The organism is Maricaulis sp. (assembly GCF_048270095.1).
Taxonomy (GTDB): Bacteria; Pseudomonadota; Alphaproteobacteria; order Caulobacterales; family Maricaulaceae; genus Maricaulis.
This window is the reverse complement of the sequence record NZ_JBLWTL010000010.1, coordinates 1-21,814: the sequence shown is the minus strand read 5'-3', so window position 1 is coordinate 21,814 and position 21,814 is coordinate 1. Positions and strand designations below refer to the sequence as shown.

21 protein-coding genes are annotated in these 21,814 nt (G+C 64.4%); 9 read left to right on the top strand and 12 right to left on the bottom strand.

The window, feature by feature from the left end; translation table 11 throughout:
* The first annotated feature begins 25 nt into the window (after positions 1-25).
* The 4 genes from ACN0YJ_RS07775 to ACN0YJ_RS07760 are packed head-to-tail and all read left to right on the top strand — an operon-like array spanning position 26 to position 4,132.
* A complete protein-coding gene (locus tag ACN0YJ_RS07775) occupies positions 26-1,483 on the top strand; it encodes a lipopolysaccharide biosynthesis protein (RefSeq protein WP_417477101.1) in 1,458 nt (485 codons plus the stop codon).
* Positions 1,480-2,424 carry a glycosyltransferase family 2 protein gene (locus ACN0YJ_RS07770; protein ID WP_417495840.1) on the top strand — a complete coding sequence of 315 codons (945 nt, stop codon included), beginning with the start codon at positions 1,480-1,482 and terminating at the stop codon, positions 2,422-2,424. Before ACN0YJ_RS07775 ends, ACN0YJ_RS07770 begins: the two co-directional genes overlap by 4 nt.
* Positions 2,424-3,191 carry a polysaccharide deacetylase family protein gene (locus ACN0YJ_RS07765; protein WP_417495839.1) on the top strand — a complete coding sequence of 256 codons (768 nt, stop codon included), beginning with the start codon at positions 2,424-2,426 and terminating at the stop codon, positions 3,189-3,191. The genes ACN0YJ_RS07770 and ACN0YJ_RS07765 overlap by 1 nt, the downstream gene beginning before the upstream one ends.
* Positions 3,188-4,132, top strand: a complete 945-nt coding sequence (locus ACN0YJ_RS07760; RefSeq protein ID WP_417495838.1) for a glycosyltransferase family 2 protein — start codon at positions 3,188-3,190, stop codon at positions 4,130-4,132. The genes ACN0YJ_RS07765 and ACN0YJ_RS07760 overlap by 4 nt, the downstream gene beginning before the upstream one ends.
* A 55-nt stretch (positions 4,133-4,187) precedes the next feature.
* On the opposite strand, the gene ACN0YJ_RS07755 is transcribed toward ACN0YJ_RS07760, so the two are convergent.
* The 3 genes from ACN0YJ_RS07755 to ACN0YJ_RS07745 all read right to left on the bottom strand — a co-directional run bounded on the left by ACN0YJ_RS07755 (position 4,188) and on the right by ACN0YJ_RS07745 (position 7,696).
* Positions 4,188-5,462: an O-antigen ligase family protein gene (locus ACN0YJ_RS07755; RefSeq protein WP_417477097.1), complete on the bottom strand. Its 1,275-nt coding sequence runs from the start codon at positions 5,460-5,462 to the stop codon at positions 4,188-4,190.
* On the bottom strand, positions 5,459-6,088 hold the full coding sequence (locus ACN0YJ_RS07750) for a hypothetical protein (protein ID WP_417495837.1): 630 nt from the start codon (positions 6,086-6,088) through the stop codon (positions 5,459-5,461). Before ACN0YJ_RS07750 ends, ACN0YJ_RS07755 begins: the two co-directional genes overlap by 4 nt.
* 72 nt (positions 6,089-6,160) lie before the next feature.
* Positions 6,161-7,696, bottom strand: coding sequence for a GumC family protein (locus tag ACN0YJ_RS07745; RefSeq protein ID WP_417477095.1), 1,536 nt, complete (start codon positions 7,694-7,696; stop codon positions 6,161-6,163).
* Between the two features lie 85 nt (positions 7,697-7,781).
* Here ACN0YJ_RS07745 and ACN0YJ_RS07740 point away from each other — a divergent pair, with 85 nt between their 5' ends.
* Positions 7,782-8,510, top strand: a complete 729-nt coding sequence (locus ACN0YJ_RS07740) for a polysaccharide biosynthesis/export family protein (RefSeq protein WP_417477094.1) — start codon at positions 7,782-7,784, stop codon at positions 8,508-8,510.
* Positions 8,511-8,622: 112 nt separating this feature from the next.
* Here the strand turns inward: ACN0YJ_RS07740 and ACN0YJ_RS07735 are convergent, their stop codons facing one another.
* The 3 genes from ACN0YJ_RS07735 to ACN0YJ_RS07725 form a co-directional block, all read right to left on the bottom strand.
* The gene (locus tag ACN0YJ_RS07735; RefSeq protein WP_091770506.1) at positions 8,623-8,895 is read right to left on the bottom strand and encodes a sel1 repeat family protein; all 273 of its coding nucleotides are present in this window, start codon (positions 8,893-8,895) and stop codon (positions 8,623-8,625) included.
* Between the two features lie 161 nt (positions 8,896-9,056).
* Positions 9,057-10,625 carry a hypothetical protein gene (locus ACN0YJ_RS07730; RefSeq protein ID WP_417495836.1) on the bottom strand — a complete coding sequence of 523 codons (1,569 nt, stop codon included), beginning with the start codon at positions 10,623-10,625 and terminating at the stop codon, positions 9,057-9,059.
* A 109-nt stretch (positions 10,626-10,734) separates the two neighbouring features.
* On the bottom strand, positions 10,735-11,460 hold the full coding sequence (locus ACN0YJ_RS07725) for a glutathione S-transferase family protein (protein WP_417495835.1): 726 nt from the start codon (positions 11,458-11,460) through the stop codon (positions 10,735-10,737).
* Positions 11,461-11,633: 173 nt separating this feature from the next.
* Between ACN0YJ_RS07725 and ACN0YJ_RS07720 the strand changes: the two genes are divergently transcribed.
* Positions 11,634-12,587, top strand: a complete 954-nt coding sequence (locus ACN0YJ_RS07720) for an isopenicillin N synthase family dioxygenase (protein WP_417495834.1) — start codon at positions 11,634-11,636, stop codon at positions 12,585-12,587.
* Between the two features lie 35 nt (positions 12,588-12,622).
* A complete protein-coding gene (locus ACN0YJ_RS07715) occupies positions 12,623-13,633 on the top strand; it encodes a lipase family protein (RefSeq protein ID WP_417495833.1) in 1,011 nt (336 codons plus the stop codon).
* Positions 13,634-13,649: 16 nt separating this feature from the next.
* Here the strand turns inward: ACN0YJ_RS07715 and ACN0YJ_RS07710 are convergent, their stop codons facing one another.
* The 6 genes from ACN0YJ_RS07710 to gatC all read right to left on the bottom strand — a co-directional run bounded on the left by ACN0YJ_RS07710 (position 13,650) and on the right by gatC (position 19,235).
* Entirely contained in the window at positions 13,650-15,020 is a 1,371-nt protein-coding gene (locus tag ACN0YJ_RS07710; RefSeq protein ID WP_417489584.1) for a mechanosensitive ion channel family protein, read from the bottom strand.
* A 316-nt stretch (positions 15,021-15,336) separates the two neighbouring features.
* A complete protein-coding gene (gatB, locus tag ACN0YJ_RS07705) occupies positions 15,337-16,830 on the bottom strand; it encodes an Asp-tRNA(Asn)/Glu-tRNA(Gln) amidotransferase subunit GatB (RefSeq protein ID WP_417495832.1) in 1,494 nt (497 codons plus the stop codon).
* 81 nt (positions 16,831-16,911) lie between these two features.
* Entirely contained in the window at positions 16,912-17,193 is a 282-nt protein-coding gene (locus ACN0YJ_RS07700; RefSeq protein ID WP_417495831.1) for a hypothetical protein, read from the bottom strand.
* Entirely contained in the window at positions 17,190-17,465 is a 276-nt protein-coding gene (locus tag ACN0YJ_RS07695) for a hypothetical protein (RefSeq protein WP_417477086.1), read from the bottom strand. The genes ACN0YJ_RS07700 and ACN0YJ_RS07695 overlap by 4 nt, the downstream gene beginning before the upstream one ends.
* Positions 17,466-17,469: 4 nt before the next feature.
* Complete coding sequence (gatA, locus tag ACN0YJ_RS07690) at positions 17,470-18,942, bottom strand: Asp-tRNA(Asn)/Glu-tRNA(Gln) amidotransferase subunit GatA (protein WP_417495830.1); 1,473 nt, start codon at positions 18,940-18,942, stop codon at positions 17,470-17,472.
* A gap of 5 nt (positions 18,943-18,947) precedes the next feature.
* Positions 18,948-19,235, bottom strand: a complete 288-nt coding sequence (gatC, locus tag ACN0YJ_RS07685; RefSeq protein WP_417477084.1) for an Asp-tRNA(Asn)/Glu-tRNA(Gln) amidotransferase subunit GatC — start codon at positions 19,233-19,235, stop codon at positions 18,948-18,950.
* A gap of 100 nt (positions 19,236-19,335) precedes the next feature.
* Here gatC and ruvX point away from each other — a divergent pair, with 100 nt between their 5' ends.
* Positions 19,336-19,785 (top strand): Holliday junction resolvase RuvX, encoded by a 450-nt coding sequence (gene ruvX, locus ACN0YJ_RS07680; protein ID WP_417477083.1) that lies wholly within the window; start codon positions 19,336-19,338, stop codon positions 19,783-19,785.
* Positions 19,786-19,788: 3 nt separating this feature from the next.
* Positions 19,789-20,703 carry an AEC family transporter gene (locus tag ACN0YJ_RS07675; protein ID WP_417495829.1) on the top strand — a complete coding sequence of 305 codons (915 nt, stop codon included), beginning with the start codon at positions 19,789-19,791 and terminating at the stop codon, positions 20,701-20,703.
* Positions 20,704-21,814: the final 1,111 nt, after the last annotated feature.

The window sequence follows — 21,814 nt, the reverse complement described above, 5'->3', positions numbered from 1 at the left end:
GCGTTACAGGCGAGCGGAGCGTTTCATGCTTGGACGGCATCTTCTGGGATATCTTCCCGTACAACTGACCCAGGTGATTGTCGGCTTCGGCGGCGTGGCGATTTTCACACGTCTGTTATCGGCGGATGATTATGGTCAGTACGCGCTGGCGCTGGCCGCCCTCTCGCTGTTTCACATCACGACATTCACCTGGCTGGAAGCCGCGATCGCCCGTTTCCACGCCCGTGCTGAAGCGCGCCGCCGCCTCGGCGACCATCTGGCCACGGCCTATGGCCTGTTCCTGATGATGGCGCTGGCCGGCACAGTCTTGATTGTCGCGGCGCTGGTTTTTCTGCCGTTCGATGCACGTCTGAAAACCGTTCTGGCTTTCGCGGCCATGGCGCTGCTGCTGCGTGCCCTGATGCAGATCGGTCTGGTGACGCACCGCGCCGCTGGCGAGGTCGCGCGGTTCTCCGCTCTGGAGGCCGGTTATCTGATGGGCGGCTTTATCATTGGCGTCGGGATTATTTTCACGACGGACCTCGGGGCTGCCGGGATTTTCATGGGCTCGGCCATCGCCGCCGCGATCGCCCTGATCGTCGACCTGCCTGTCATGCTGCGCCGCGCCGCCAGGGGCCGGCGCCAGATCGTGCGCGCCCAGGTCTATGCCCGCTATGGCGCGCCGGTCTCGGCGTCGCTCGTGTTCGAGGAATTGCTCTCGGTGGGCGACCGATTCCTGATCGCCGCCTTCCTCGGCCAGGGCGCAGTCGGCATGTATGCGGCCGGTTACGGTCTCGCCGACCGGCTGCTCGATGTCATCTTCATCTGGTTTGGCGCCGCCGTCTGGCCGCTAACGATCAAGGCGCTGGAAAGCCAGGGCCCCGAAGCCGCCCGCGACGTGGCCGGCCGTGCGGCCGGGCTGATGGCCCTGATCGCCTTCCCCGCCGCCGCCGGGCTGGCATTGGTCGCCGTGCCGCTGACCACGATCATCATTGGTGAGAGCCTGCGCGAACAGGCCGCCCTTATCATGCCCTGGATTGCCCTGTCGGGCCTGATGAAGGGGATGATGACCTATTATTTCCACGAAGCCTTCACGTTGAAGCGCCGCACCGCCAGCATGGCGGCCATCATGGCGGGGGCGGCCGTGCTCAATCTCGGGCTCAACCTGGTCTTCATACCGATGTTTGGCATTGCCGGCGCCGCAGCCGCGACCGTGATCGCCTATTTCATTGCCCTGCTCATCTGCGCCTGGCTGGGCCGCAAACATTTCCCGCTGCCCCTGCCCTGGACTGACTGGATCAAGGCCGCTGCGGCGACCGGGATCATGGCAGCGGCTGTCTACGCGCTGCCGGTCCTCGGTTCGGCATGGTTGATGCTTGTCGCCCAGGCGATGACCGGCGCGATTGTCTATGTCGCCAGCGCGCTGGCTTTCAATATCGCGGACTGCCGCAGCTGGCTGGCCGATGCACGTGCACTGATGAAACCGGCGGGGGCCCCATCATGACCGACACAACACAGACGTCATTTAGCGAACTGGCCAATACCGCCTGGCAGCGATCCGACCGCACCGTCCTGTCCATTCTGGTGCCCTTCTATGGTGATGATCCGACGGCCCTCGCCGCCGCGCTCAACCCGTTGATCGGCGTGCGCCGCGATATCGAGATCCTTCTGCTCGATGACGGCTGTCCCGATCCGGGTCTCAACGAAGCCGTATCGCGCACAGTCCGGGCGCTGAGCGCCCCGGCCCGGCTCCTGACTGCGGCAGAAAATATTGGCCGCTCGGCCGGACGCAATCTGCTGGCCCGCCAGGCACGCGGGCGCTGGCTGCTCTATCTCGATGCCGACATGCAGCCGGGCGATGACGGCTTTCTCGATGCCTATCTCGAGCGCATCGAGCTGGATGATTTCGACGCGGCCTTCGGCGGCTATGAGACGGCCGAGCCTGAAGACCAGCGCTATCATCTGCACGCAGTTCTCGCCCGCACCAGCGACGAGAAAGACGCGGCGGCTCGCGCCCTGATCGGTCCCACCGCCTATTGCTCGAGCAATCTTCTGGTGCGCGCCAGTGTGATGCGCGGCGTGCCGTTCGACACCGGCTTCACCGGCTGGGGCTTTGAGGATGTTGACTGGGCCGTGCGTGCGGCGCGCAACCATAATCTGATCCATTTTGACAATCCGGCCAGCCATGCCGGCTTGCAGACCAGCGAATCCCTGCTGCAGAAATTCCGCGATGGCGCCGTCAATTATGCCCGGCTGCTGGAAAAGCACCCGCATCTGGCGGTGCTGCCCGGCGCCCGCGCCGCGCGCACGCTCGGCACCATCCCCTTTCAGGCCCTGTTTCGGGGTTTGTGGGCGCGGCTGGCCAATAGCCAGGGCCTGCCGGTGCGGCTGCGCACCGCGGCGCTCAAACTCTGGCGCGCCAGCTGGGCCGCGGAGGCGATCTGATGGACACGCCCTATAATCCTGGTGGAGGCCTGGTCTCCAAGCTGAACCGTCGCTGGGCGCGGCTCGCTGCGCGCGCACCGCTGAGCGTCGATCTCGACCATGCCATCGTCAGCTTCAGCTTCGATGATTTCCCGAAATCCGCCGCCTTGAGCGGTGCCGCGATCCTGGAAAACCATGGCTGGCGTGGCACTTATTACGCCTCGGCCGGCTATGCCGGGACATGCACCCATCACGGTGCCATGTTCGATGCCGGCGACCTGCAACGCCTTGTCGCGGCGGGTCATGAAATTGGCTGTCACACCCATACCCATATCGACGGCTCGCGCGTCGGCGCCGATGCGCTGCTGGCCGATATCGAACGCAATCACCAGGCCCTGCGCGCGCTCGGATATGACGGCAAGCTGGACAGTTTCGCTTATCCCTATGGCGAGACAACGCCTGCCGCCAAGCGCTTGCTGGCGAAGCGTTTCACCTCGCTGCGAGGCGTCCACGCCGCGATTAATCGCGGCATGAGCGATCGCAGCCTGCTCAAATCGGTTCCCGTCGATGGCGGAGAGGCCGGCATTGCCCGTGCGGTCGACGCGGCTGAAGGCCTGGTCGAACATCCGGGATGGCTGATCTTCTACCTGCATGATGTGCAGGACGAACCAACCCAGTGGGGCTGTACGCCCGCCCAGCTCGAAGGGGTTTGCGGCGCCGTCGAGCGCAGTGGCGCCCGCGTGCTGACGGTTGCCGCAGCGATGGCAGAGATTGGAGACCCCGCATGAGTATTTCCGTGATGATCCCGACTTTTCGCCGGCCGGAAGGCCTGCGCGTGGCTGTCCAGAGCGTGCTGGCGCAATCGCACCGGCCCGATGAAATCATCATCGTCGACAATTCGCCGGAGGCGTCCGCACGCGCGATTGCCGCCAATGCCAATGCCGTCGCGCGTTGCCCGGTCATCTATGTGCACGAGCCGCGGCCGGGCGTTTCCAATGCCCGCAATGCCGGCTTTGCCGCCGCCAGCGGTCGCTTTATCGCCCTGCTCGATGATGACGAAGTTGCCAGCGTTGACTGGCTCAAAGCCCTGATGGACACCGCCCGCACGCTCGAAGCAGACGTGGTTTTCGGTCCCTTGCGCGCCGAAGTCAGCGCACCGGCGAGCCTGCCTGGTCAGCTCGCCACGCGCCTCTATTCGCGCACCGGCCCGGCCACGGACACCCTGCTCGAGGAGCCCTTCGGCAGTGGCAATTCCCTGATTGATCGCGAGGCCTTCAACCTTCCCGATCAGCCCTTCGATCCGGCGCTCAACCAGATCGGCGGCGAGGATGACGCCTTCTTCGCCCTGCTCGCCGCGCAGGGAGCCCGCTTCGGCTGGTCGGCGCGCGCCAAGGCCGTCGAAGTGGTCGGCGAGGCGCGGACCAACTGGTCACACCTGCTCTCGCGCAGCTTCGCCTTTGGCCAGGGCGCAACGCAGAACTGCGCCCGGGCTGACGCCGTCAATCGGGCCGGGATTGCGTTCTGGATGGCTGTCGGTCTTGGCCAGATCCTGGTCTTCGCGCCGCTCGCCCTGCTGAGCCTTCCGCTGCGCCGGGCCTTTGCGGTCAAGGCGCTCGACAAGGCCGTTCAGGGCGCGGGCAAAGTGTTCTGGTTCAAAGGGCTGGAGCCCAAATTCTATGGCCAGTCCGGCACAGCCGCAGCGCAGGACGCCGAAAGCGCGGCCGCCTGACAGGCAATGGTATGAGTGCGGAGACCGGTCTGGATAGGATCCGGACCGGGCAGGCCTAAGGGCTCGCCGACCGGGCGCGTCGCTCGGCCAGTTTGGCGGAGGTTGCCACGAACAGGACCCAGCCCAGCGAGTTCTGCTGTACCAGATTGCTCTCGCTGATGCTGACCAGAAAAAGCATGGCGACAAAGGCCAGCGCCCAATAGGTTTCCGGGCCGCGGAATATCCGTCCAATCCCGCGCAGGAAGGCCTGCAGATAGACCAGGGCGGTCAGAATTACGCCGGGTATGCCGATCGCCAATGCGATCTCGATCCAGCCATTATGGGCCGTAGGCACATCCCAGTTCGTCGCCTGGCGAACCCAGAAGACCGGCCCGTTATCGGCGACCCAGAAAGCGCGATAGCCATAGCCGGTCCAGGGCACGCTGCGGATTTCCTCGATCAGGACACCCCAGATATCGGTCCGCCCCGTCAGCGTCGCGTCGCGGCCAAGCGCCTGCAGCGCCTCAACCGGTGCGACCAGCAGGATCATCCCAATGGTGATGCCGCCCGTCAGCCCCAGAAACATCATCAGGGACGCAAAGCCGAAACCGCGCCGGCACAGGGCGATCCCGACTGCGATGCCGGTTCCGAGCAGGCAGGACAAGAGGGCAGTCTTGGAAGTGGAGAGCAGAACGAGAGCAACGCACATCACCGCGCATCCCATCCAGAAAAGCCAGTGTTTTGGATCGACCCGACTGGCGGCATAGCCGCTGACAGCGCCCCAGGCCATCACTGCGCCGAGGGTGTTTTTCTCCCAGAACACACCCTTCCAGGCGCCGAAGTGAACCTCATGGTCGACACCCATTGAAGGGACAGCCAAGGCCATCATTGCACTGGCAAGCGCCAGCAAGACAAAGGTCGAGGCGATCAACAGGATCATCTCGCGCCAGCTCCAGCGCGATGCCATCCAGAGGCCGAAACAAGTGCTCATCGCCAGGGCGAAGGACCGTCTGACCGTCACGTCCGGCGCGACCGACCACAGCACCGACACAGCCATCAGACCGACCAGGAGCAGGATCAGGACATTGCCGCTCAGGGTTCGCAAGATCGGGCCCGGCCGTGCCAGCATCAGAACGAGGGTGACCGCATAGACGGGCAACCACATCAGCCGCAGAATAACCGATGTTTCCTCGCTACCGGACGGCGCAAACAGCGGCCCGATCAGGGCCTGGGAGAAGAGAAACAGACCGAGAACCGTAAATCCGGCCTCGACGACGCGCACCGAGCGCAATCCGGGCGCCTGCCGCAACACGCTCAGAAAGAGAGGTTCGCGGGCGGCGATCGGGCTCATGCTGCGCTCTGGATAGGTTCCGTCCGGTTGAGGATCAGGCCGGCCACGACACCGCCCCTCGCCTCGATCGCGGCGCGCCGCGCCAGCAAACCGGCTCCATTGGGATCGCGCGCATCGGCCACCAGGATCACGCCATCGAGATCGGCGGCCAGGTTGAGCGGTGCGGTGGACTGGCTCGGCGCATCAATGATCGCCAGATCAATCGACTGGCGCACGGCTGTCCAGTAATCGGGCGCCGCGCGCAGGGCCACGCCCTGGAGCGCACCCGGCTCAGTCTGCAACTCGGTCACGAAAAGATTGGCGACGACCGACTGGCGCGCGACGATGCGCGCCCGGCCAGTGCCGGTCTGGAGCGCCCAGAACGGGTCGCGTCCCAGCGCCGCATCAAACGCCGGGCCCTGAACACGGGCGGCGCGCGATTGCGCATTTGCGGCGAAATCGAGATCGTAGAGCCAGACACCGCGCTGCGAGCGCAAGGCCGCCAGCCGGGCCAGTTCACGTGCCACCGTGGAGGCACCGGCACCGGGTCGTGAGCCCATCACCATCAGGGCACGGCCCTGCCCGCCCGGCCGGGCGATCGGTTCAAGCTGATCAATCAGCTGGGACAATTCGGCTGTCAAATTCATGAGCGGGGTCGCGTCCGGCCTGATTCCATTGGCAATCGCATCAGATTGCGGCCAACACGGTTAACGCGCTGCTTACGCGGTGCGTTCTGCGACGCGCGCCAGGATCGGAATATCAGCCGGCAAGTCATTGGCCGGATGGCGCGGAGCCACGGCCTCGGGCTCAGGAGTGGCTGCGGGCCGGGTTTGCGGCGCAGCGCGCGTCGCGGGCATCCCGCCGGCGGCGATATAGACACGCCAATAACCGCGCATCAGCCCGGCGAACAACGCGACGCCGGCGGCCAGCACGAAGGCCGCGATCAGGCCCAGCTTCTTCATCGACTTGGCCTGCAAGGGCGGCATGGCGCGGTCAATCAGGCGGACCGCATCCGCACCGCCCAAAGTCGAGGAACGGCGGGCCGACGCGGTTGCTTCCTGGCCGGCGACGATCGCGGCGGCTTCCTCGGCGGCCACCACATTTTGTTCAAGCCGGGTAAATTCCGGCTCGAGCTGGCGCAGGCGGGCGGCCTCATCGCGATTGACGCGCAATTGCTGCTCCAGCGCGGCCAGCATGGACGCTTCGGCCCGGGCATTGGCCTCGCGGGTCGCCAGATCGGTCTCGAGCGATTGCCGGACCGGATTGGGTCCCGTGCGGCTCTGGCCGCGCCCATCCGAAGCGCCGCTGGCCAGAAAAGCCTCGATCGCCGCGATCTCGCGGTCCAGCGCAATAACGGCCGGGGCGCCGGGCTGATAACGGGCCAACAGCCTCGCGCGCTCGGACTGGCGATCGAGCAGAACCGCATCGACGCCATTTTCGACATAAAGTTCAATGTTCTCCGGAACGCTGCGAAGGCGTTCGCGTATCGCCAGGGCGCCGGCAAGTGCGGAGTCCCGGTTGGCGCTGGACGTATTGACCCGGTCGGTCAGATTGCCAACGAGCGCATCGGTGGTCTGTTGTTCAATCTCGAAATTCGACAAATCATGGCGCAACAGGAAAGCATCCCGCGCTGCCTGGGCTTCCTCGACGGCGGCATTGGCCTGTTCGCGCCGGACGGACAGGCCGCGCACACCGGTTTCGATCAGGACTTCCTCACGATAGTCCAGATAGGCGTCGATGATCGCATTCAGGACCAGGGCCGAACGCTCAGCGGTGTCCGCGGTATAGCTGGCATTGATCGCGGTTGAATTGGGTTCACGTGACAGCGAGAAGGAATTGGACATGGCGCGCAGGGCCGAAGTCCCGGCATCGCCGCCCGCACCGGTACCGAGCACCATATCCGGGCCTATTTCGGCCAGGGCCCGCCGCAGAACCGTCGCCGAGCTGAGCAACTGGCTCTCCGACTGCATCACCTGGGCGAGCGTAAACGCACCACCGGAACCGGCCGTGGCCGGCGTTGGATTGTCATCCTGGAGAATCATCAGGCTCGAGCGCGCCTCATAGCTCGGCTTGAGCATGGTCAGCGAGAGCGCCACCCCGACGGCAAACACAAGCGCGAAAATCAGGGCGATAAAACCCTTCTCCGACCATGCCAGGGCAATAACATCGAACAGGTCAAGATCACCGCGGGCACCCGAGCCAAGCCCGGTCACCCGGCCCTCGGTCGAGCCAGCAATATCCTGATCACGTGTCATGCCTCCATAAAGGCCTCGTCGCGCTTAATTTTTTCTTATCCAAACGGGTCTGAAATCAGCTCGTCAGCGAATCCGAGGGATAATTATGCGTGCGATCAGTCTGGGCCTGTGCCTTGCGGCTTCATTCGGGCTCGGTGCCTGTGCCACCCGGGCGCCTGCGCCGGCGGCTGACGCCGCGCAATGGGGCGGGCAACATTTCCTTGCCTGGCAGGATAGCGACCCGGAATACCGCTTCTTTCCGGGCGACAGCGTCGATGTCACGGTGCATTCGGCACCGGAATTGTCGAGCACGGCCGAGATCGGCCCTGATGGCCGCATCAATCTTCCCATGCTCGCGAATGTGATGGTCGCCAACAAGACCGATTACGAGATCGCGACCGTCATCGCTGACGCCTATGCACGCAATGTCCTGGTCTCGCCAATCGTCGAAGTTCGACGCGCCACACTGGGGCCGCAGAACATTATCGTCGGTGGAGAGGTCAATTCGCCCGGCCTGATCGCCCTGCCCAGCCCGATCGGGGCGCTTGAGGCGGTGATGCTGGCGGGCGGGTTTCGGGATACGGCATCGCGCGAGGTCGCGATCCTGCGCCGTGGAGCCGGCGGCGGCCTGATGCTGCGCACCGTCAATCTGCGAGACGCGCTACGCGGACGCGATGGCGCCGACGCGCTGCAGCTGCGCCGCAATGATATTGTCTTCGTGCCCCGGACCACAGTGGCCGAGATCAATGTCTTCATCGAGCAATATGTGAATTCGATCCTGCCGCTCGACCAGGCCATGTCCTACGCAATCGCCAACGCGATCAATAATAACTGACGCCTCGGGACATCCGTCCCGAACCCCGGGCCATCAGCCACGCCGGTAAACTGTCGGGGCGGTCAGCGGATGGGTTTCACCCGCCGACCCTTCAGACAGTCTGGTGGCGTGACTAGTGGCGCGTCGAGAGCCATTCGCGAGCGGCACGCTGCGCGCTGGCGACTTCAAACGTCGACATCTGGTCGGAGATTTCCTGGCGATAGTATTTCGCCGGCTCGGAGCCCATCAGGGCCGCGAGATTGAACCATTTATGGGCTTCGACATAATCGACTTCGCCGCCCTGGCCAGTTGAGTACAGAATACCCAGCTTGCACAGATCTTCGCCTGTCGGGTCGCTGGTAACGGCTTCATGCACTTGTGCGGTTTCAACGTCGGTAAACGCCATGATCATTCCCCTGTAACACCGGCGGATGCGATCCTTATGGATCTGTCATCCGCGCCACCATCCTGTCCGAATGCCTTTCGAACGAGACCGATCCTGCGCAAAGAGAATTGCTTTAAGGTTAAGAGGATTCAGGAAAAATACGCCATAAGCCTTTAAATCGGTTAGGTTTTCCTACCAAGGAATAAACGCGAAACCCGCGCGTCCAGCGCTGTCAGGCGACTCGCCCTCCTCACCTCGGGCGAAGTCGCCAGCCGCAGCAGGGTCAAAAACACGACAATCGCCGCAGAGAGCAGGCCGGCATAGGCCAGATTGACGGACCGGGCACTTGCGCGGGGGTGGCCTTCGGGTGAATCCAGCAATTGATACACCCCGTCACCCAACGCGAAATGCAGCGCCAGAAGTCGGTCGCCAGCGGTGTTCGAGATACGCACAAGATAGTCGGCTTGGTTAAGGTCGCCGATCGAGGACACGACGCGGATCGCTGTCATGACCGATGAGGCACGCCGGATCCGGGCCAGGTCACCGAGCAGGCGTGACAGCGCCGCCGCCTCGGCGCCGGAGCGTCGCTCCACTTGTCCGGCGAGCTGCCGGCTCGCCTGGCTCGGCGCCGAAAAGGCAAAATCCGCCCGCAATTCCAATGCCTGCAAGGCGCCGGAAATCTCCGCCGGTGGCAGGAGCGTCTCCACCCAGTCGCGCAATTGCGCCTCGAGCTGTGGCTGCAGGCGACCGGCTTCGCGCGCCGCCTGCAGCACCTCGGCACCGTCATGCACGACGCTGTCGGGCAGGTTGAGATCAACGAGGCCGGCTTCGAGCGCCGCCAGGGCATAGCGAACCGGATCGAAATCCTGGGCCGGAACCATGCCGGTCTCACAGCCGTCAATGCCGGGCGACGCGGCGCAAGCCTGCATGAAGAGCTGCCGCACCCCACCATACAGCCGGGTATCGCCGCCCCGGCCGACGACAAGTCCGGGCACCATGGTCAGCTCGAACTGACCGCTGCGCTGGCCGCTGAAGAAGGCATTGGCACTGTGCTCGGCGATCGACCAATGGAATTGTGCCGCATCCTGACGCGCCAGCAGGGCTGGCGGTGCAAAGACGAGTTGCGGTGGATCGAGCCGCTGTGCCGCCGCACTGCCGATCAACTCGTTATAGCCGCTCGCCAGTGTGTCGGCTCGCACCCAGGGCGGGGCAGAGATCAGGCGGGCATTGAGGGCCTCGGGCCCGGCGGGGCCCGCCAAATGTTCCAGCGCCAGCCGGTCACGCCCGATCAGGTCGGGACCAATCACCGCCCAGGCCCGGAAGCGATCAAGATCTGCGCGCCGGCGTGCATCGCCATCGAGCGCCTCGGACATGCGGTCGACCCAGTAATCCTGCGCCTCAACGCCCTCGGGCACCGAGGCCGCCAGCGCGGATTGAATGCGGGTTTCGAGATCGGCGGCCGTGCGCGTCATCGCGGCGATGCCGCCGCTTTCGATCACGACCTGGGCGCCAAACCAGGCCGAAACCGCCAGCGATGCAAGCAGCCAGGCGGGCCTGAAGCCCTTGAACAGCGCGCGCCAGAGCAACCAGACCCCGAGGCCGGGTGGCGAGGCCTCCCAGGGCGAACAGGTCTCTGCACGGCAGGCATCGGTCGCCGCCAGCCGCACGCTCTCCGCCCCGGTCAGCCCGTTGCGGGGCCGGGTTTCGATTTCAGGCGTGTCGGATCGAACCGCGTCAGAGACGTCAGCCATGGGCCTGCCCCCTTGCTTCCCCGCCGCAGCATTGAATGTCCCACCCGCAGACGCAAGCCCTTACGCGTGCAAGGCGAATTCGCGCGCCGCAAAACCTCGGTCACGGGCCTCAGACGCGCGCCTTCTGGCCGAATAGCAGATCACGCGCTATCTTGCCGTCGGCGCTGTCCTCGTCGAGCGCCCGGCGCGATTCCTGATGGAGCGCCCGGCCCGTCCTGACGGCCGGCCGCGCACCGACCCGCTCCATCCAGGCCGACAGACGTGGGAAATCAGCGAGATCCTGGCCCTGGCCTTCCGGCAGGATCCACGGCCAGATCGCCATATCGGCGATGGAATACTCGCCGGCGATATAGTCGCGCCCGTCCGAAAGCGCGCGTTCGATGACGCCATAAAGGCGGTTGACCTCGTTGGTGTAACGCTTTTTGCCATATTCCAGCTTGCTCTCATCGGGCTCGATCGCCTTGGCATAGGTACGGAAATGGTGCGCCTGACCGGCCATCGGACCCAGCCCGCCCATCTGCCAGAACAGCCATTGCTCGACTTCGGCGCGGGCGCGCGGATTGGCGGGATAGAATTGACCGGACTTGCGCCCGAGATATTGCAGGATGGCGCCGCTCTCAAAGATCGAGATCGGTTCGCCATCGGGACCATCGGGATCGATGATGGCCGGCATGCGGTTATTGGGGCTGATCTTGAGAAAGGCCGGCTCGAACTGCTCGCCGGCACCGATATTCACCGGCTTGAGATCATAGGCCAAGCCCATCTCCTCAAGGGCGATGGAGATTTTCCAGCCATTCGGGGTTGGCCAGTAATAGAGTTCGATCGGCGCGGACATGGCGGGTCTCCATCGTGACAGGTTGCGGGTATTCCTCAGGACAGGGAGATGGTGAGGAAGCCCGTGCTTTCAAGCGGGGCTGTGATCACGAGCGCGTCACTTGCTGCTGACTGCTTGGCAGGCGGGCAGCAAAGTCCTATTCCCGTCGCCACACCAGAACAGGTCCGATCATCATGTCCGCCAATGAAATCCTCTCGCGCTTCACACCGGTCTCCATGGCCCGCCAGGCCAGCGACCCGCAAGGCTTCGCAGCCGAGCTGGGACGGAGCTTTCGCGAATTCGGCTTTGCCGCCATCTCCGACCATGGTCTCGACCCGGCCCGGATTGACCGCGCCTATGCCAAAGCGGCGGAATTCTTTGCCCTGCCCGAGGCGGTGAAACAGCAATACTTCATCCCGGGCGGCGGCGGCGCGCGGGGCTATACGCCGTTCGGCAAGGAAATCGCCAAGGACGCCAAACATGTCGATCTGAAGGAATTCTGGCATGTCGGGCGCGATCTGCCGAAGGGCCATAAATACGAAGCCGATATGGCGCCGAACCTGGTTCCGGCCGAGGTCGAAGGCTGGCAGGAGAGCGTGCACGGCCTCTACCAGGATTTCGATACGCTGGGCCGGCGCGTGCTCAGCGCTATCGCGCTCGATCTCGGCCTCGCGGACAACTTCTTCGACGACACGGTGAAGGACGGCAATTCGGTGATGCGGCTCTTGCATTACCCGCCCGTCGCCGGTGATCCGGGCGGCTCGATCCGCGCCGAAGCCCACGGCGATATCAACACCATCACCCTGCTGCTCGGTGCCGAAGAGCCCGGCCTGCAGGTGAAAACACGCTCGGGGCAATGGATCGACATGAATCCGCCCGCCGGCTGTCTCGTCGTCAATATGGGCGACATGCTGGCGCGCTCGACCAATGATCTCCTGCCCTCGACCCAGCACCGCGTCATCAATCCGGTCGGCGCGCGCACCGGGCATTCACGCTATTCCATGCCCTTCTTCCTGCACTACCGGCCCGATTACATGATCGAGACCCTGCCCGGCTGCGCCAGCGCCGAGCATCCCGACAAATACCCGGACGCCATGCGGGCCAATGATTTCCTCAATCAGCGCCTGCGCGAGATTGGCCTGCTCTAGCCCTGCTCCACTGACAACGCGAGTTCGCCCCGCCTATGCCGCCGTCCGACAGTCCGATCCTCGATGACATCAAAAGTGCCGCCAGCGAGCTGATCGATCCGGTGCTGGACGCGCTGGGCGGCAATCCCTGGCCACGTCGGCTGATCAATGCCTGCAATGCGGCCTACATGATCTCGGACCGCCGGCTCGGCTCAAGCCTGCCTCTGCTCGAAGAGGCCGGCATGCAGAAGGGCACGCGGCCACTGGTCTTTGTCAGCGGCATTCATGATGTGCATGCCGGCTTCGTCTGCCGTACCGATGATGACGGCCTGCTGGTGACGTTTCGCGGTACCCTGCCGCCGGAAGACATGATTTTCTGGCGCTGGGCTGCTGACTGGCTGCACGACGCCCAGACCGTACCGATGCCGTGGACCGTCGGCGAGCGCGACTATGGCCAGGTGGCCAGCGCCTTCGGGATTGCCGTCTCAAGCCTGGCCCGGGATCTGCTCGAGACCCTGGAAACCCTCAATGCCGGTTCGGCCAGCGCTATCCGGATTACCGGCCATTCCAAGGGCGGCGCGATGGCCTGTCTGGGCGCGACACTGATCCGGGAGCAATATCCCGACCGCCGCATCGAGGTGTGCAGTTTCGCCGCGCCGATGACGGCCGACCAGGATTTCATCGATTGCTATGACAGGGACGGCCTGCTGGCACGCACCGACCGGTTCCAGAACGCGCTCGATCCGGTGCCCTACCTGCCCGGCGGCCCGGATATCCGGCAATGGCTGGACGGTGAGAAACGGCTCGACGAAGCCAAGAAGCTGATGCTGGTCGAGGACGCGATCAAGGCCCTGCCCGAATGGCCCTACCGCCAGTTCGGCCGCCTGCACTTCCTGCATGAGGAGGATGGCCGCATCCAGGATGATGAGGATGCCGAGCGCGCCGCCTGGGACGCCGTCATCAATGCCGTCGTCAAGATGCGTTTCCGCGAGATGATCGACGCCCATAGCGGCGTCCAGCGCTATCTCACCGCGCTGAGCCCGGATGAGGGTGAGGCAGAGGACTAGCCGGGGCCTGTGGCCGCTATTCCGGCGGCGCGATCCCAGCACTGGCAGGGCTGCGCCGCAATTCCTTGACGTGAATGTCCAGCTGCGGGAAAGGGAATTCGATGCCGTGGGCGTGGAAGGCCTTCCACAGGGCGATATTGACGGCGCTGCGGACATTGGAGAGCCCGTTTTCCGGATCGGTGATCCAGAAGCGCAGGTCGAAATCGACCGAGCTGGCACCATAGGCCATCAGATTGCACACCGGCGTCTTGTCAGCGATCACCCGCTCGACGCTCTGGGCCGCCTCGATGGCGACGCGCTGGACCTGTTCGATGTCGTCAGTGCCATAGCTGACGCCGAACGGGGCGTGAACGCGCACGGCGCGGTCGGATTTCGACCAGTTGATGACACCCTCGACGATGAAGCGCTCATTGGGGATCAGCATTTCCGTGCCGTCCCGGGTGCGGATCGAGACATAGCGCGACTGCATCTCGGTGACCCAGCCAAACGTGCCGTCAATCTCGAGCGCGTCCCCGGGCTTGATCGATTTGTCGGCCAGCAGGGTGAAGCCGGCGGCGAAGTTGGCGACCGTCTTTTGCAGGCCCAGGCCGACACCGATACCGACCGCACCGGAGAAGATGGCCAGCGTCGCGATATTGAAGCCGGTCAGCTGCAGCGCGATCAGCAGGGCCGCGACCGGCAGGACGAATCCGAGAACCTTGGCGATCAGCGCGCGGAAGGCCGGTGAGATCTCCTCGGCCTTTTCCAGCTGGGCATTGACGGCCCGCCCGGCCAGCGAGGCGAGCCAGAACAGGGCGGCGAAATAGATCACCGTGCGCAGGATATCGAACAGGCTGAGATCGACCGGCGCCCCCTCCGCCGTCTCGCCCAGCGGGATGGCCAGCGCCTGCAATTGAATGACGACATCATCGAGCAGGCCGAAAACATCAAGCGCCGCGACCGGCCAGATGATGTAGAAGGCGACACTCGACCAGAATCTCGAGCGAATGATCAGGGTCACGGCGCGGACCACCAGCCACGCCGACATCAGGCTCATCGCCGCGTCGATCAGCCCGTAGGGCCGCTCCAGACTGCCCAGCACGATGCGGATGGTCGCCAGCACCATCAGCAGGGCCAGCGGCGTCGCCAGTGCCAGCGCCGCCGAGAGCAGGCGCCGCGCCAGACCGCTGCGGATACGTGTGGAGGTATGATGCTCCACCAGGCGCCGCAAACGCGGCCCGAACATCAAAGCCGGAATAATCGCCGCCGCGATCAGCCCGATCTGCAACGCGATATCGAGATTGAGGATGGCCTGGAGAAACCAGTGCCAGACCGCCAGCAGGTGCTCCTGCAAGACCTCGACCGGCACGATATCGTCCAGCGCCGAGTCATCCTGTGTCTGCATCATGAGTGTTTTTCCGGGCTTCGTTGACGTAGCGATAGCATTATTGGGCCGGTGGGGGCCAGTGCGCAGATGTCCACATAGCCCGCCTCACCCGCCCTGCCGGGCACCCTCTCCTCACGGAGAGGGAAAGCTCACAGCAGTTCGCGAAATACCCGGCGCCCTTCCTTCTCCGTGAGGAGAAGGTGCCCCGGACTTGATCCGGGGCGGATGAGGCGGGCAATCCCGACGTTGGTGATTAGCGGGAGCGGTGCCAGGCCTGAGAGGCTGCGCAGGCCCGCCTCACCCGCCCTTCGGGCACCCTCTCCTCACGGAGAGGGAATTATCCCAGCAGCTTCTTCGCCAAAATCTCATTCACCGCTTGCGGGTTGGCCTTGCCCTGCATCGCCTTCATCACCTGGCCGACGAACCAGCCCATCGTCTTGGGCTTTTCCTTGACCTGGGCGGCCTGGTCGGGATTTTCGGCGATGAGCTGGTCAATCACGGCTTCGATGGCGCCGGTATCGGTGACCTGTTTCATGCCGCGCGACTCGACGATTTGCGCCGGATCACCGCCCTCATCCCACAGGATTTCGAACACATCCTTGGCGATCTTGCCGGAGATGGTGTCGTCACTGATCAGGGCGACGAGCTGACCGAGTTGCTCGGCAGAAACCGGGCTCTCGGTGATGGCGAGGCCTTCCTTGTTCAGGCGGCCGAACAGCTCATTATTGACCCAGGACGAGGCCAGCTGGGCATCGCGGCCCGCCGCGACGGCCTCGAAATAATCGGCGCGGTCCTTGTCAGCGACCAGCACGGACGCGTCGTAATCGGACAGGCCGAGATCTTTCACCAGGCGATGGCGCTTCTCGTCGGGCAATTCAGGCAGATTGCTCCTGATCTCGTCGACCCAGGACTGCTGCAGCTCCAGCGGCAACAGATCGGGATCGGGGAAGTAGCGGTAATCATGCGCTTCTTCCTTGGAGCGCATGGCGCGGGTTTCGCCGGTGCCGGCATCGAACAGACGCGTCTGCTGGATCACCGTGCCGCCATCCTCGATCAGATCGACCTGGCGCTGGGCCTCGAATTCGATCGCCTGGCGGATGAAGCGCAGGGAATTGACATTCTTGATCTCGCAACGCGTGCCGAGATGACTGAAATCACCGGTTTCGCGGAATTTCTCATAGCCGCCGGGCCGGCAGACCGAGACATTGACGTCGGCGCGCAGCTGCCCCTTTTCCATATCGCCGCCGCATGTGCCCAGATAGCGCAGGATGGAGCGCAGTTTGGAGACATAGGCCGAGGCCTCGTCGGGGGTGCGGATATGCGGTTTGGAGACGATCTCCATCAGCGCGACGCCGGAGCGGTTGAGATCGACATAGGTCGAGCTTGGATCAAGATCATGGATCGACTTGCCGGCATCCTGTTCCAGGTGCAGGCGTTCAATCCCGACCGTGAAGCGCGAGCCATCATCGCGTTCGCATTCCAGCTCGCCCTCGCCAACGATCGGGAACTCGAATTGCGAGATCTGATAACCCTGCGGCAGATCGGGATAGAAGTAATTCTTGCGGTCAAAGCGCGAGAAGAGATTGATCTGCGCGTTCAGCCCCAGCCCGGTCTTAACCGCCTGTTCGACGATGGCGTGATTGATCACCGGCAGCATGCCCGGCATCGCCGCATCGACCAGCGAGACCTGGGTATTGGGGTCGGCACCGAAAGCCGTCGAGGCGCCGGAGAAGAGCTTCGAATTGGAAACGACCTGGGCATGGACTTCAAGCCCCATCACGACGTCCCACTCGCCGGTGGACCCGGTGATGCGATAGGTGTGTTCACTCATGTCGGTCTGCCTCTTCAAAGCCTTCTCGGATGCGCGTCAACGCCATCCGGATTATCGCCCACATCCACAAGTCCGGACGAACTAGTCGTCCGCATCATCTTCATCGTCATCAAAAGGCGGCGGCGCAATTCCCGCCGCCTCATTCGCCATCGCCGCCTGCAGGCCGCGCCAGGACAGCGAGGCCAGCAGGCCGAACGCCAATATCGCCACGCCGACCGCCAGCAGGATGATCTCGACCACCAATGGCAGACCAAGCTCCAGCTTGCCGGCGACCAGCGCCGCACCCACCAGACAGACCAGCACGCCGGCATAGATCGCCGGGCGGATCAGCTTGACCCCTGCCGGTGCCGGCGCCGGGCTCATGGCGCGCGCTTGTCGGGTGCCAGCGCCACCATGGTCAGGCGGATCGCGGCATAGACCAGCGCCAGCCCGATCGGTGCCAGCGCGATGGTCCACAGGCTCGGCATCGTCCCGGCGAACATCGCGCCGACGACCGTACCGCTGGAATACACCATCGGCAGGCCGAACATCGCGCACATCAGGGCGATCACCGCGAACATGATGCGATCCATCACGCTCTTGGGCTTGGCTGCCGGTGTTTCCTCGGGCGTTCCGACAGGAATCTCGTCGCTCATCGCCCTACCACCACTTGGCCGGCTTGGCCGTAAAGCCCGCCGCATCCTCGAGCGCCGCACCGACTGTGAACATGGTCTCCTCGTCGAGCGCCTTGGTGATGATCTGCAGCCCCAGCGGCAGGCCATCCTTGTCGAGCCCGGCGGGCACCGACATGGCGGGCACACCGGCCAGATTGGCGGTCACGGTGAAGACGTCATTGAGATACATCGCGATCGGGTCATTCGACTTGGACCCCAGCGGGAAAGCCGCCGACGGCGCCGAGGGCGTCAGGATGGCATCGACTTTTTCAAACGCCTGATCGAAATCCTGCAGGATGCGCGTGCGCACTTTCAGGGCGCGCAGATAATAGGCGTCATAATAGCCGGCCGAGAGCACATAGGTGCCGATCATGATACGGCGCTGGACCTCGTTGCCAAAACCGGCGGCGCGGGTCTTCTCATAGGTCTCGGTCAGATCCTTGCCCTCGACGCGATTGCCATAGCGCATGCCGTCATAGCGAGCCAGATTGGACGAGGCCTCTGCCGGCGCGACGATGTAATAGGCCGGCAGGGCGTATTTGGTGTGCGGCAAGGAGATATCGACGATCTCGCAGCCGGCAGCCTTGAGCCATTCAATGCCCTGCTGCCAGGCTTTCTCGATTTCATCCGGCATGCCGTCGACGCGATATTCCTTGGGCACGCCAATGCGCAGGCCCTTGACCGAGCGGCCACAGGCGGCGACGAAATCGGGCACGGCATTGGGCAGGGACGTCGAATCCTTGGGATCATGGCCGGACATCGCCTGCAGCAGCATGGCGCCATCCTTGACCGTCTTGGCAAAGGGACCGGGATGATCGAGCGAGGAGGCAAAGGCAATCGCGCCCCAGCGCGATGTGCGGCCATAAGTGCCCTTCACGCCGACCGTGCCGGTGAAGCTGGCCGGCTGGCGGATCGAGCCGCCGGTATCGGTGCCGGTGGCGCCAAAGCAAAGGTCAGCCGCAACCGCCGTCGCAGAGCCACCCGAGGAACCGCCTGGCGTGAGCATCTCGCCCTTGGCGCCCTTCCAGGGATTATTGACCGGGCCGGTATTGGAGGTCTCGTTGGACGAGCCCATCGCAAATTCGTCCATCGAGGTCTTGCACAGGAAGACGCCGCCCTGATTCCACCAGGACCGGGTGACCGAGCTCTCATAGGGCGGTTTGAAACCCTTGAGGATATTCGAGGAGGCCGTCGTGGAAACGCCTTCGACCGCGAACAAATCCTTGATCGCCAGCGGCGCGCCTTCAAGCAGACCGCCCTCGCCGCGCGCCAGGCGCTCGTCGGAGGCCTTCGCCATCGCCATCGTCTTGGCTTCGTCAAACGCCGTGAAGGCATTCAACGCGCCCTGGGCCGACTGACAGGCGGCGAGTGCTTCGGTGGCCAGCTCGGTCGCGGAAACTTCGCGCGCCCGCAGCTTGGCGGTGACATCGGCAAGGGAGAGTTTGAGGAGATCGCTCATGGTCTCTATTCCACGCTCTTGGGCACAACGAAAAACCCGTCTTCACTACTGGGCGCATTGGCCAGCACCTTGTCGCGCACACCGCCATCATTGACGACATCCGCGCGCTGCGGCAGCGGGAATTTGACCGGCGTCGTCATCGGCTCGACGCCTTCGATATCGACCTCGTCGAGCTGTTCGATCCAGGCGAGAATCCCGTTCAACTCGCCGACCAGCGTGTCGATACGGTCTTTCGGTTCGGCAAGGCGTGCGAGCCGGGCAATGCGGCGCACATCATCAGCGGTGACGGACATTAAAATCAGCTCCGGATAATCGAAGCCGACTGAGTAGCAATACGCCTTCGCAGGTGCAAGAAAGCTTGACGGCAAACCACACTCGGAGCATCTCGACCCCATGGCGCTGATTGACCTTTCCGAACTCCCGCAAGGCCCGCTCCTTGCGCTCGATCCGGGCTCCAAGACGATCGGCGTCGCGTCATGCGGGGCCACGCGCGGTCTCGCCACACCGGTGGAAACCATCCAGCGCACCAAATTCACAGCGGATGCCGCGCGAATCTTCCAGCTCTATGACGAGCGCAAGGCCGTCGGTCTGGTGATCGGCCTGCCTTACAATATGGACGGCACCGAAGGCGCGAGGGCCCAGTCGAGCCGGGCGCTGGCGCGCAATCTCCTGGGGCTGCGCGATATCCCGATCATCTTCCAGGATGAGCGCCTGTCCACCTTCGAGGCGACCGAAGCGCTGATTTCCGCCGGCATGCGCAGGGATCGCCGCAAACAGGTGATCGATGCCCATGCTGCCGCCAATATATTGCGCAGTGTCCTCGACCGGCTGGAGCATATCTGAGCCATGGATCCGATCCTGACCGCCCTTTTCCCGATCTTTGGCGTCATTGCAATCGGCTGGCTCTTGCGCCGCTCCGGCCTGTTGCCGGACAATAGCTGGGGACCGGTCTCGCGCCTGGCCTATCTTGGCCTCTCCCCGGCCCTGCTCTTCACCGCCATCGCCCGCGCCGACCTCTCATCGATCACGCTCGGCCCCTTCCTGATCGCCTCGGTGCTCGGCTTCCTGGCGATGGCCGTCATCATGCTGGCACTCAAACCGGCCCTGAAAATCCCCGACCCGACCTATACCAGCGTCGTCCAGGCGGTGTGCCGCTGGAACGGGATGCTGATCCTGGCGCTCGGCATCGCGCTGTTCGGCGACCAGGGCGAAATCCTCGTCGCGCTGGTGATGGTCGTCTCCATCCCGCTGGTGAATATCGAATGCGTCGCGGCACTGGCGGTGTGGGGCGAAGGCGCCGCCCCCAATTGGCGCTCCATCCTCTACCGCATCGTCACCAATCCGCTCATCCTCGGCTCGGTTGCCGGCGGGGTGGTCAATCTCGCCCATATCCCGATGCCCGGCGCCATCACCGACACGCTGTCCCTGCTGGGCCAGGCCGCCCTGCCGCTGATCCTGCTCTCGGTCGGCGCGGGCCTCAATTTCACGACCCTGCGCGCACGGCCGCGCCTGCTGGCCCTGTCCATCTTCCTCAAGCTGATGATCGGGCCGCTGGTCTTCTACGGTGTCGGCCGCGCCATGGGCCTGGACGGCATCCCCCTCACCATCCTCCTGCTCACCGGATCCTCCCCCGGCGCCGGCTCGGCCTATGTCCTGGCCCAGCAAATGGGCGGCGACGCCCCCTATTCCGCCGGCGACATCACGGCGTCGACACTGTTCTGCTTCATCACGATCCCGTTCTGGCTCTGGCTGCTGGGGTAGACAGCCATTGCGCCAGGCGTCCGGACAGGGGCTGCTTGCCGGTCTCGCCCGATCGAACTAGGAATGAGGAATGGGCTTGCTCCGGTGAGCCGGATCTTGTCTTGGAGGGGGAATAGCATGGCTTGCAAGGGCACACTCAGTCGCCGCTCATTTCTGACGCAGGTGACCGGCGGTGTATTGGGGGCGGGTGCCGGCGCACTGATCGGCGGTAGCGCTACAGCACAAACCTATACTGGCGTATCGGACTCGGATGGCGGGGCCTATGCGGATCAGGCCGGGTATGGACGCAGCGGCGGCGCGCGCGCAGGCGGCTCCGGCTTGACCGATAGTGACAGCGGCGCCGCCGCAGATCCGGCCGGGAATGGCCGTGGATCAGGCGGCACCGGCGCACAGGGTTTTTCCGATCAGGACAGTGGTGCAATGGCGGATCCGGCCGGTCGTGGCCGGGGGGCGAGCGCCGGCACGGGCGCATCCGGCTATACCGACACCGACAGCGGAGCGGTCGCAGATCAAGCCGGTCGAGGGCGCGGACCGGCAGCCCAGCGCCCGGCTCAGCCGGACCGCCCGGTCAAAGGCGAACTCCCGGACCCAACCCTGAACCGGAGCAGGCGGCCGGAAGCGGGGGGCTGACCCGGTCGAGATTGCTGGTGGAGGGGGCTTTGGAGTTGGGGTGACTGGCGCCAATCCTCACAAGCGCAACGTTATCCTTCTCCGTGAGGAGAAGGTGGCGCGCAGCGCCGGATGAGGCGGGCAAACGCCCAGGTCGGCGATTAGCGACAGCGGCGCCAGCCCTGAAACGTCCACATCGCCCGCCTCACCCGCCCTGCCGGGCACCCTCTCCTCGCGGAGAGGGAAGTCGCACCATCGTCCAGCACAGGCTCTACGCACTTCATGCTCCGTGAGGAGAAGCTGCTGAGGTAGGCGAAAATCACAACACCCTTCCTTCTCCGTGAGGAGAAGGTGGCGCGCAGCGCCGGATGAGGCGGGCAAACGCCGCGCCTGGAGATTGGCAACAGCGGCGCCAGTCCGCAGATGTCCACATCGCCCGCCTCACCCGCCCTGCCGGGCACCCTCTCCTCGCGGAGAGGGAAGTCGCACCATCGTCCAGCAC

Bases quoted from the DNA above. Each gene is read 5' to 3' on its own strand.
- ACN0YJ_RS07775 (WP_417477101.1), top strand. From the start codon at position 26: ATGCTTGGACGGCATCTTCTGGGATATCTTCCCGTACAACTGACCCAG.
- ACN0YJ_RS07770 (WP_417495840.1), top strand. From the start codon at position 1,480: ATGACCGACACAACACAGACGTCATTTAGCGAACTGGCCAATACCGCC.
- ACN0YJ_RS07765 (WP_417495839.1), top strand. From the start codon at position 2,424: ATGGACACGCCCTATAATCCTGGTGGAGGCCTGGTCTCCAAGCTGAAC.
- ACN0YJ_RS07760 (WP_417495838.1), top strand. From the start codon at position 3,188: ATGAGTATTTCCGTGATGATCCCGACTTTTCGCCGGCCGGAAGGCCTG.
- ACN0YJ_RS07755 (WP_417477097.1), bottom strand. From the start codon at position 5,462: ATGAGCCCGATCGCCGCCCGCGAACCTCTCTTTCTGAGCGTGTTGCGG.
- ACN0YJ_RS07750 (WP_417495837.1), bottom strand. From the start codon at position 6,088: ATGAATTTGACAGCCGAATTGTCCCAGCTGATTGATCAGCTTGAACCG.
- ACN0YJ_RS07745 (WP_417477095.1), bottom strand. From the start codon at position 7,696: ATGACACGTGATCAGGATATTGCTGGCTCGACCGAGGGCCGGGTGACC.
- ACN0YJ_RS07740 (WP_417477094.1), top strand. From the start codon at position 7,782: ATGCGTGCGATCAGTCTGGGCCTGTGCCTTGCGGCTTCATTCGGGCTC.
- ACN0YJ_RS07735 (WP_091770506.1), bottom strand. From the start codon at position 8,895: ATGGCGTTTACCGACGTTGAAACCGCACAAGTGCATGAAGCCGTTACC.
- ACN0YJ_RS07730 (WP_417495836.1), bottom strand. From the start codon at position 10,625: ATGGCTGACGTCTCTGACGCGGTTCGATCCGACACGCCTGAAATCGAA.
- ACN0YJ_RS07725 (WP_417495835.1), bottom strand. From the start codon at position 11,460: ATGTCCGCGCCGATCGAACTCTATTACTGGCCAACCCCGAATGGCTGG.
- ACN0YJ_RS07720 (WP_417495834.1), top strand. From the start codon at position 11,634: ATGTCCGCCAATGAAATCCTCTCGCGCTTCACACCGGTCTCCATGGCC.
- ACN0YJ_RS07715 (WP_417495833.1), top strand. From the start codon at position 12,623: ATGCCGCCGTCCGACAGTCCGATCCTCGATGACATCAAAAGTGCCGCC.
- ACN0YJ_RS07710 (WP_417489584.1), bottom strand. From the start codon at position 15,020: ATGATGCAGACACAGGATGACTCGGCGCTGGACGATATCGTGCCGGTC.
- gatB (WP_417495832.1), bottom strand. From the start codon at position 16,830: ATGAGTGAACACACCTATCGCATCACCGGGTCCACCGGCGAGTGGGAC.
- ACN0YJ_RS07700 (WP_417495831.1), bottom strand. From the start codon at position 17,193: ATGAGCCCGGCGCCGGCACCGGCAGGGGTCAAGCTGATCCGCCCGGCG.
- ACN0YJ_RS07695 (WP_417477086.1), bottom strand. From the start codon at position 17,465: ATGAGCGACGAGATTCCTGTCGGAACGCCCGAGGAAACACCGGCAGCC.
- gatA (WP_417495830.1), bottom strand. From the start codon at position 18,942: ATGAGCGATCTCCTCAAACTCTCCCTTGCCGATGTCACCGCCAAGCTG.
- gatC (WP_417477084.1), bottom strand. From the start codon at position 19,235: ATGTCCGTCACCGCTGATGATGTGCGCCGCATTGCCCGGCTCGCACGC.
- ruvX (WP_417477083.1), top strand. From the start codon at position 19,336: ATGGCGCTGATTGACCTTTCCGAACTCCCGCAAGGCCCGCTCCTTGCG.
- ACN0YJ_RS07675 (WP_417495829.1), top strand. From the start codon at position 19,789: ATGGATCCGATCCTGACCGCCCTTTTCCCGATCTTTGGCGTCATTGCA.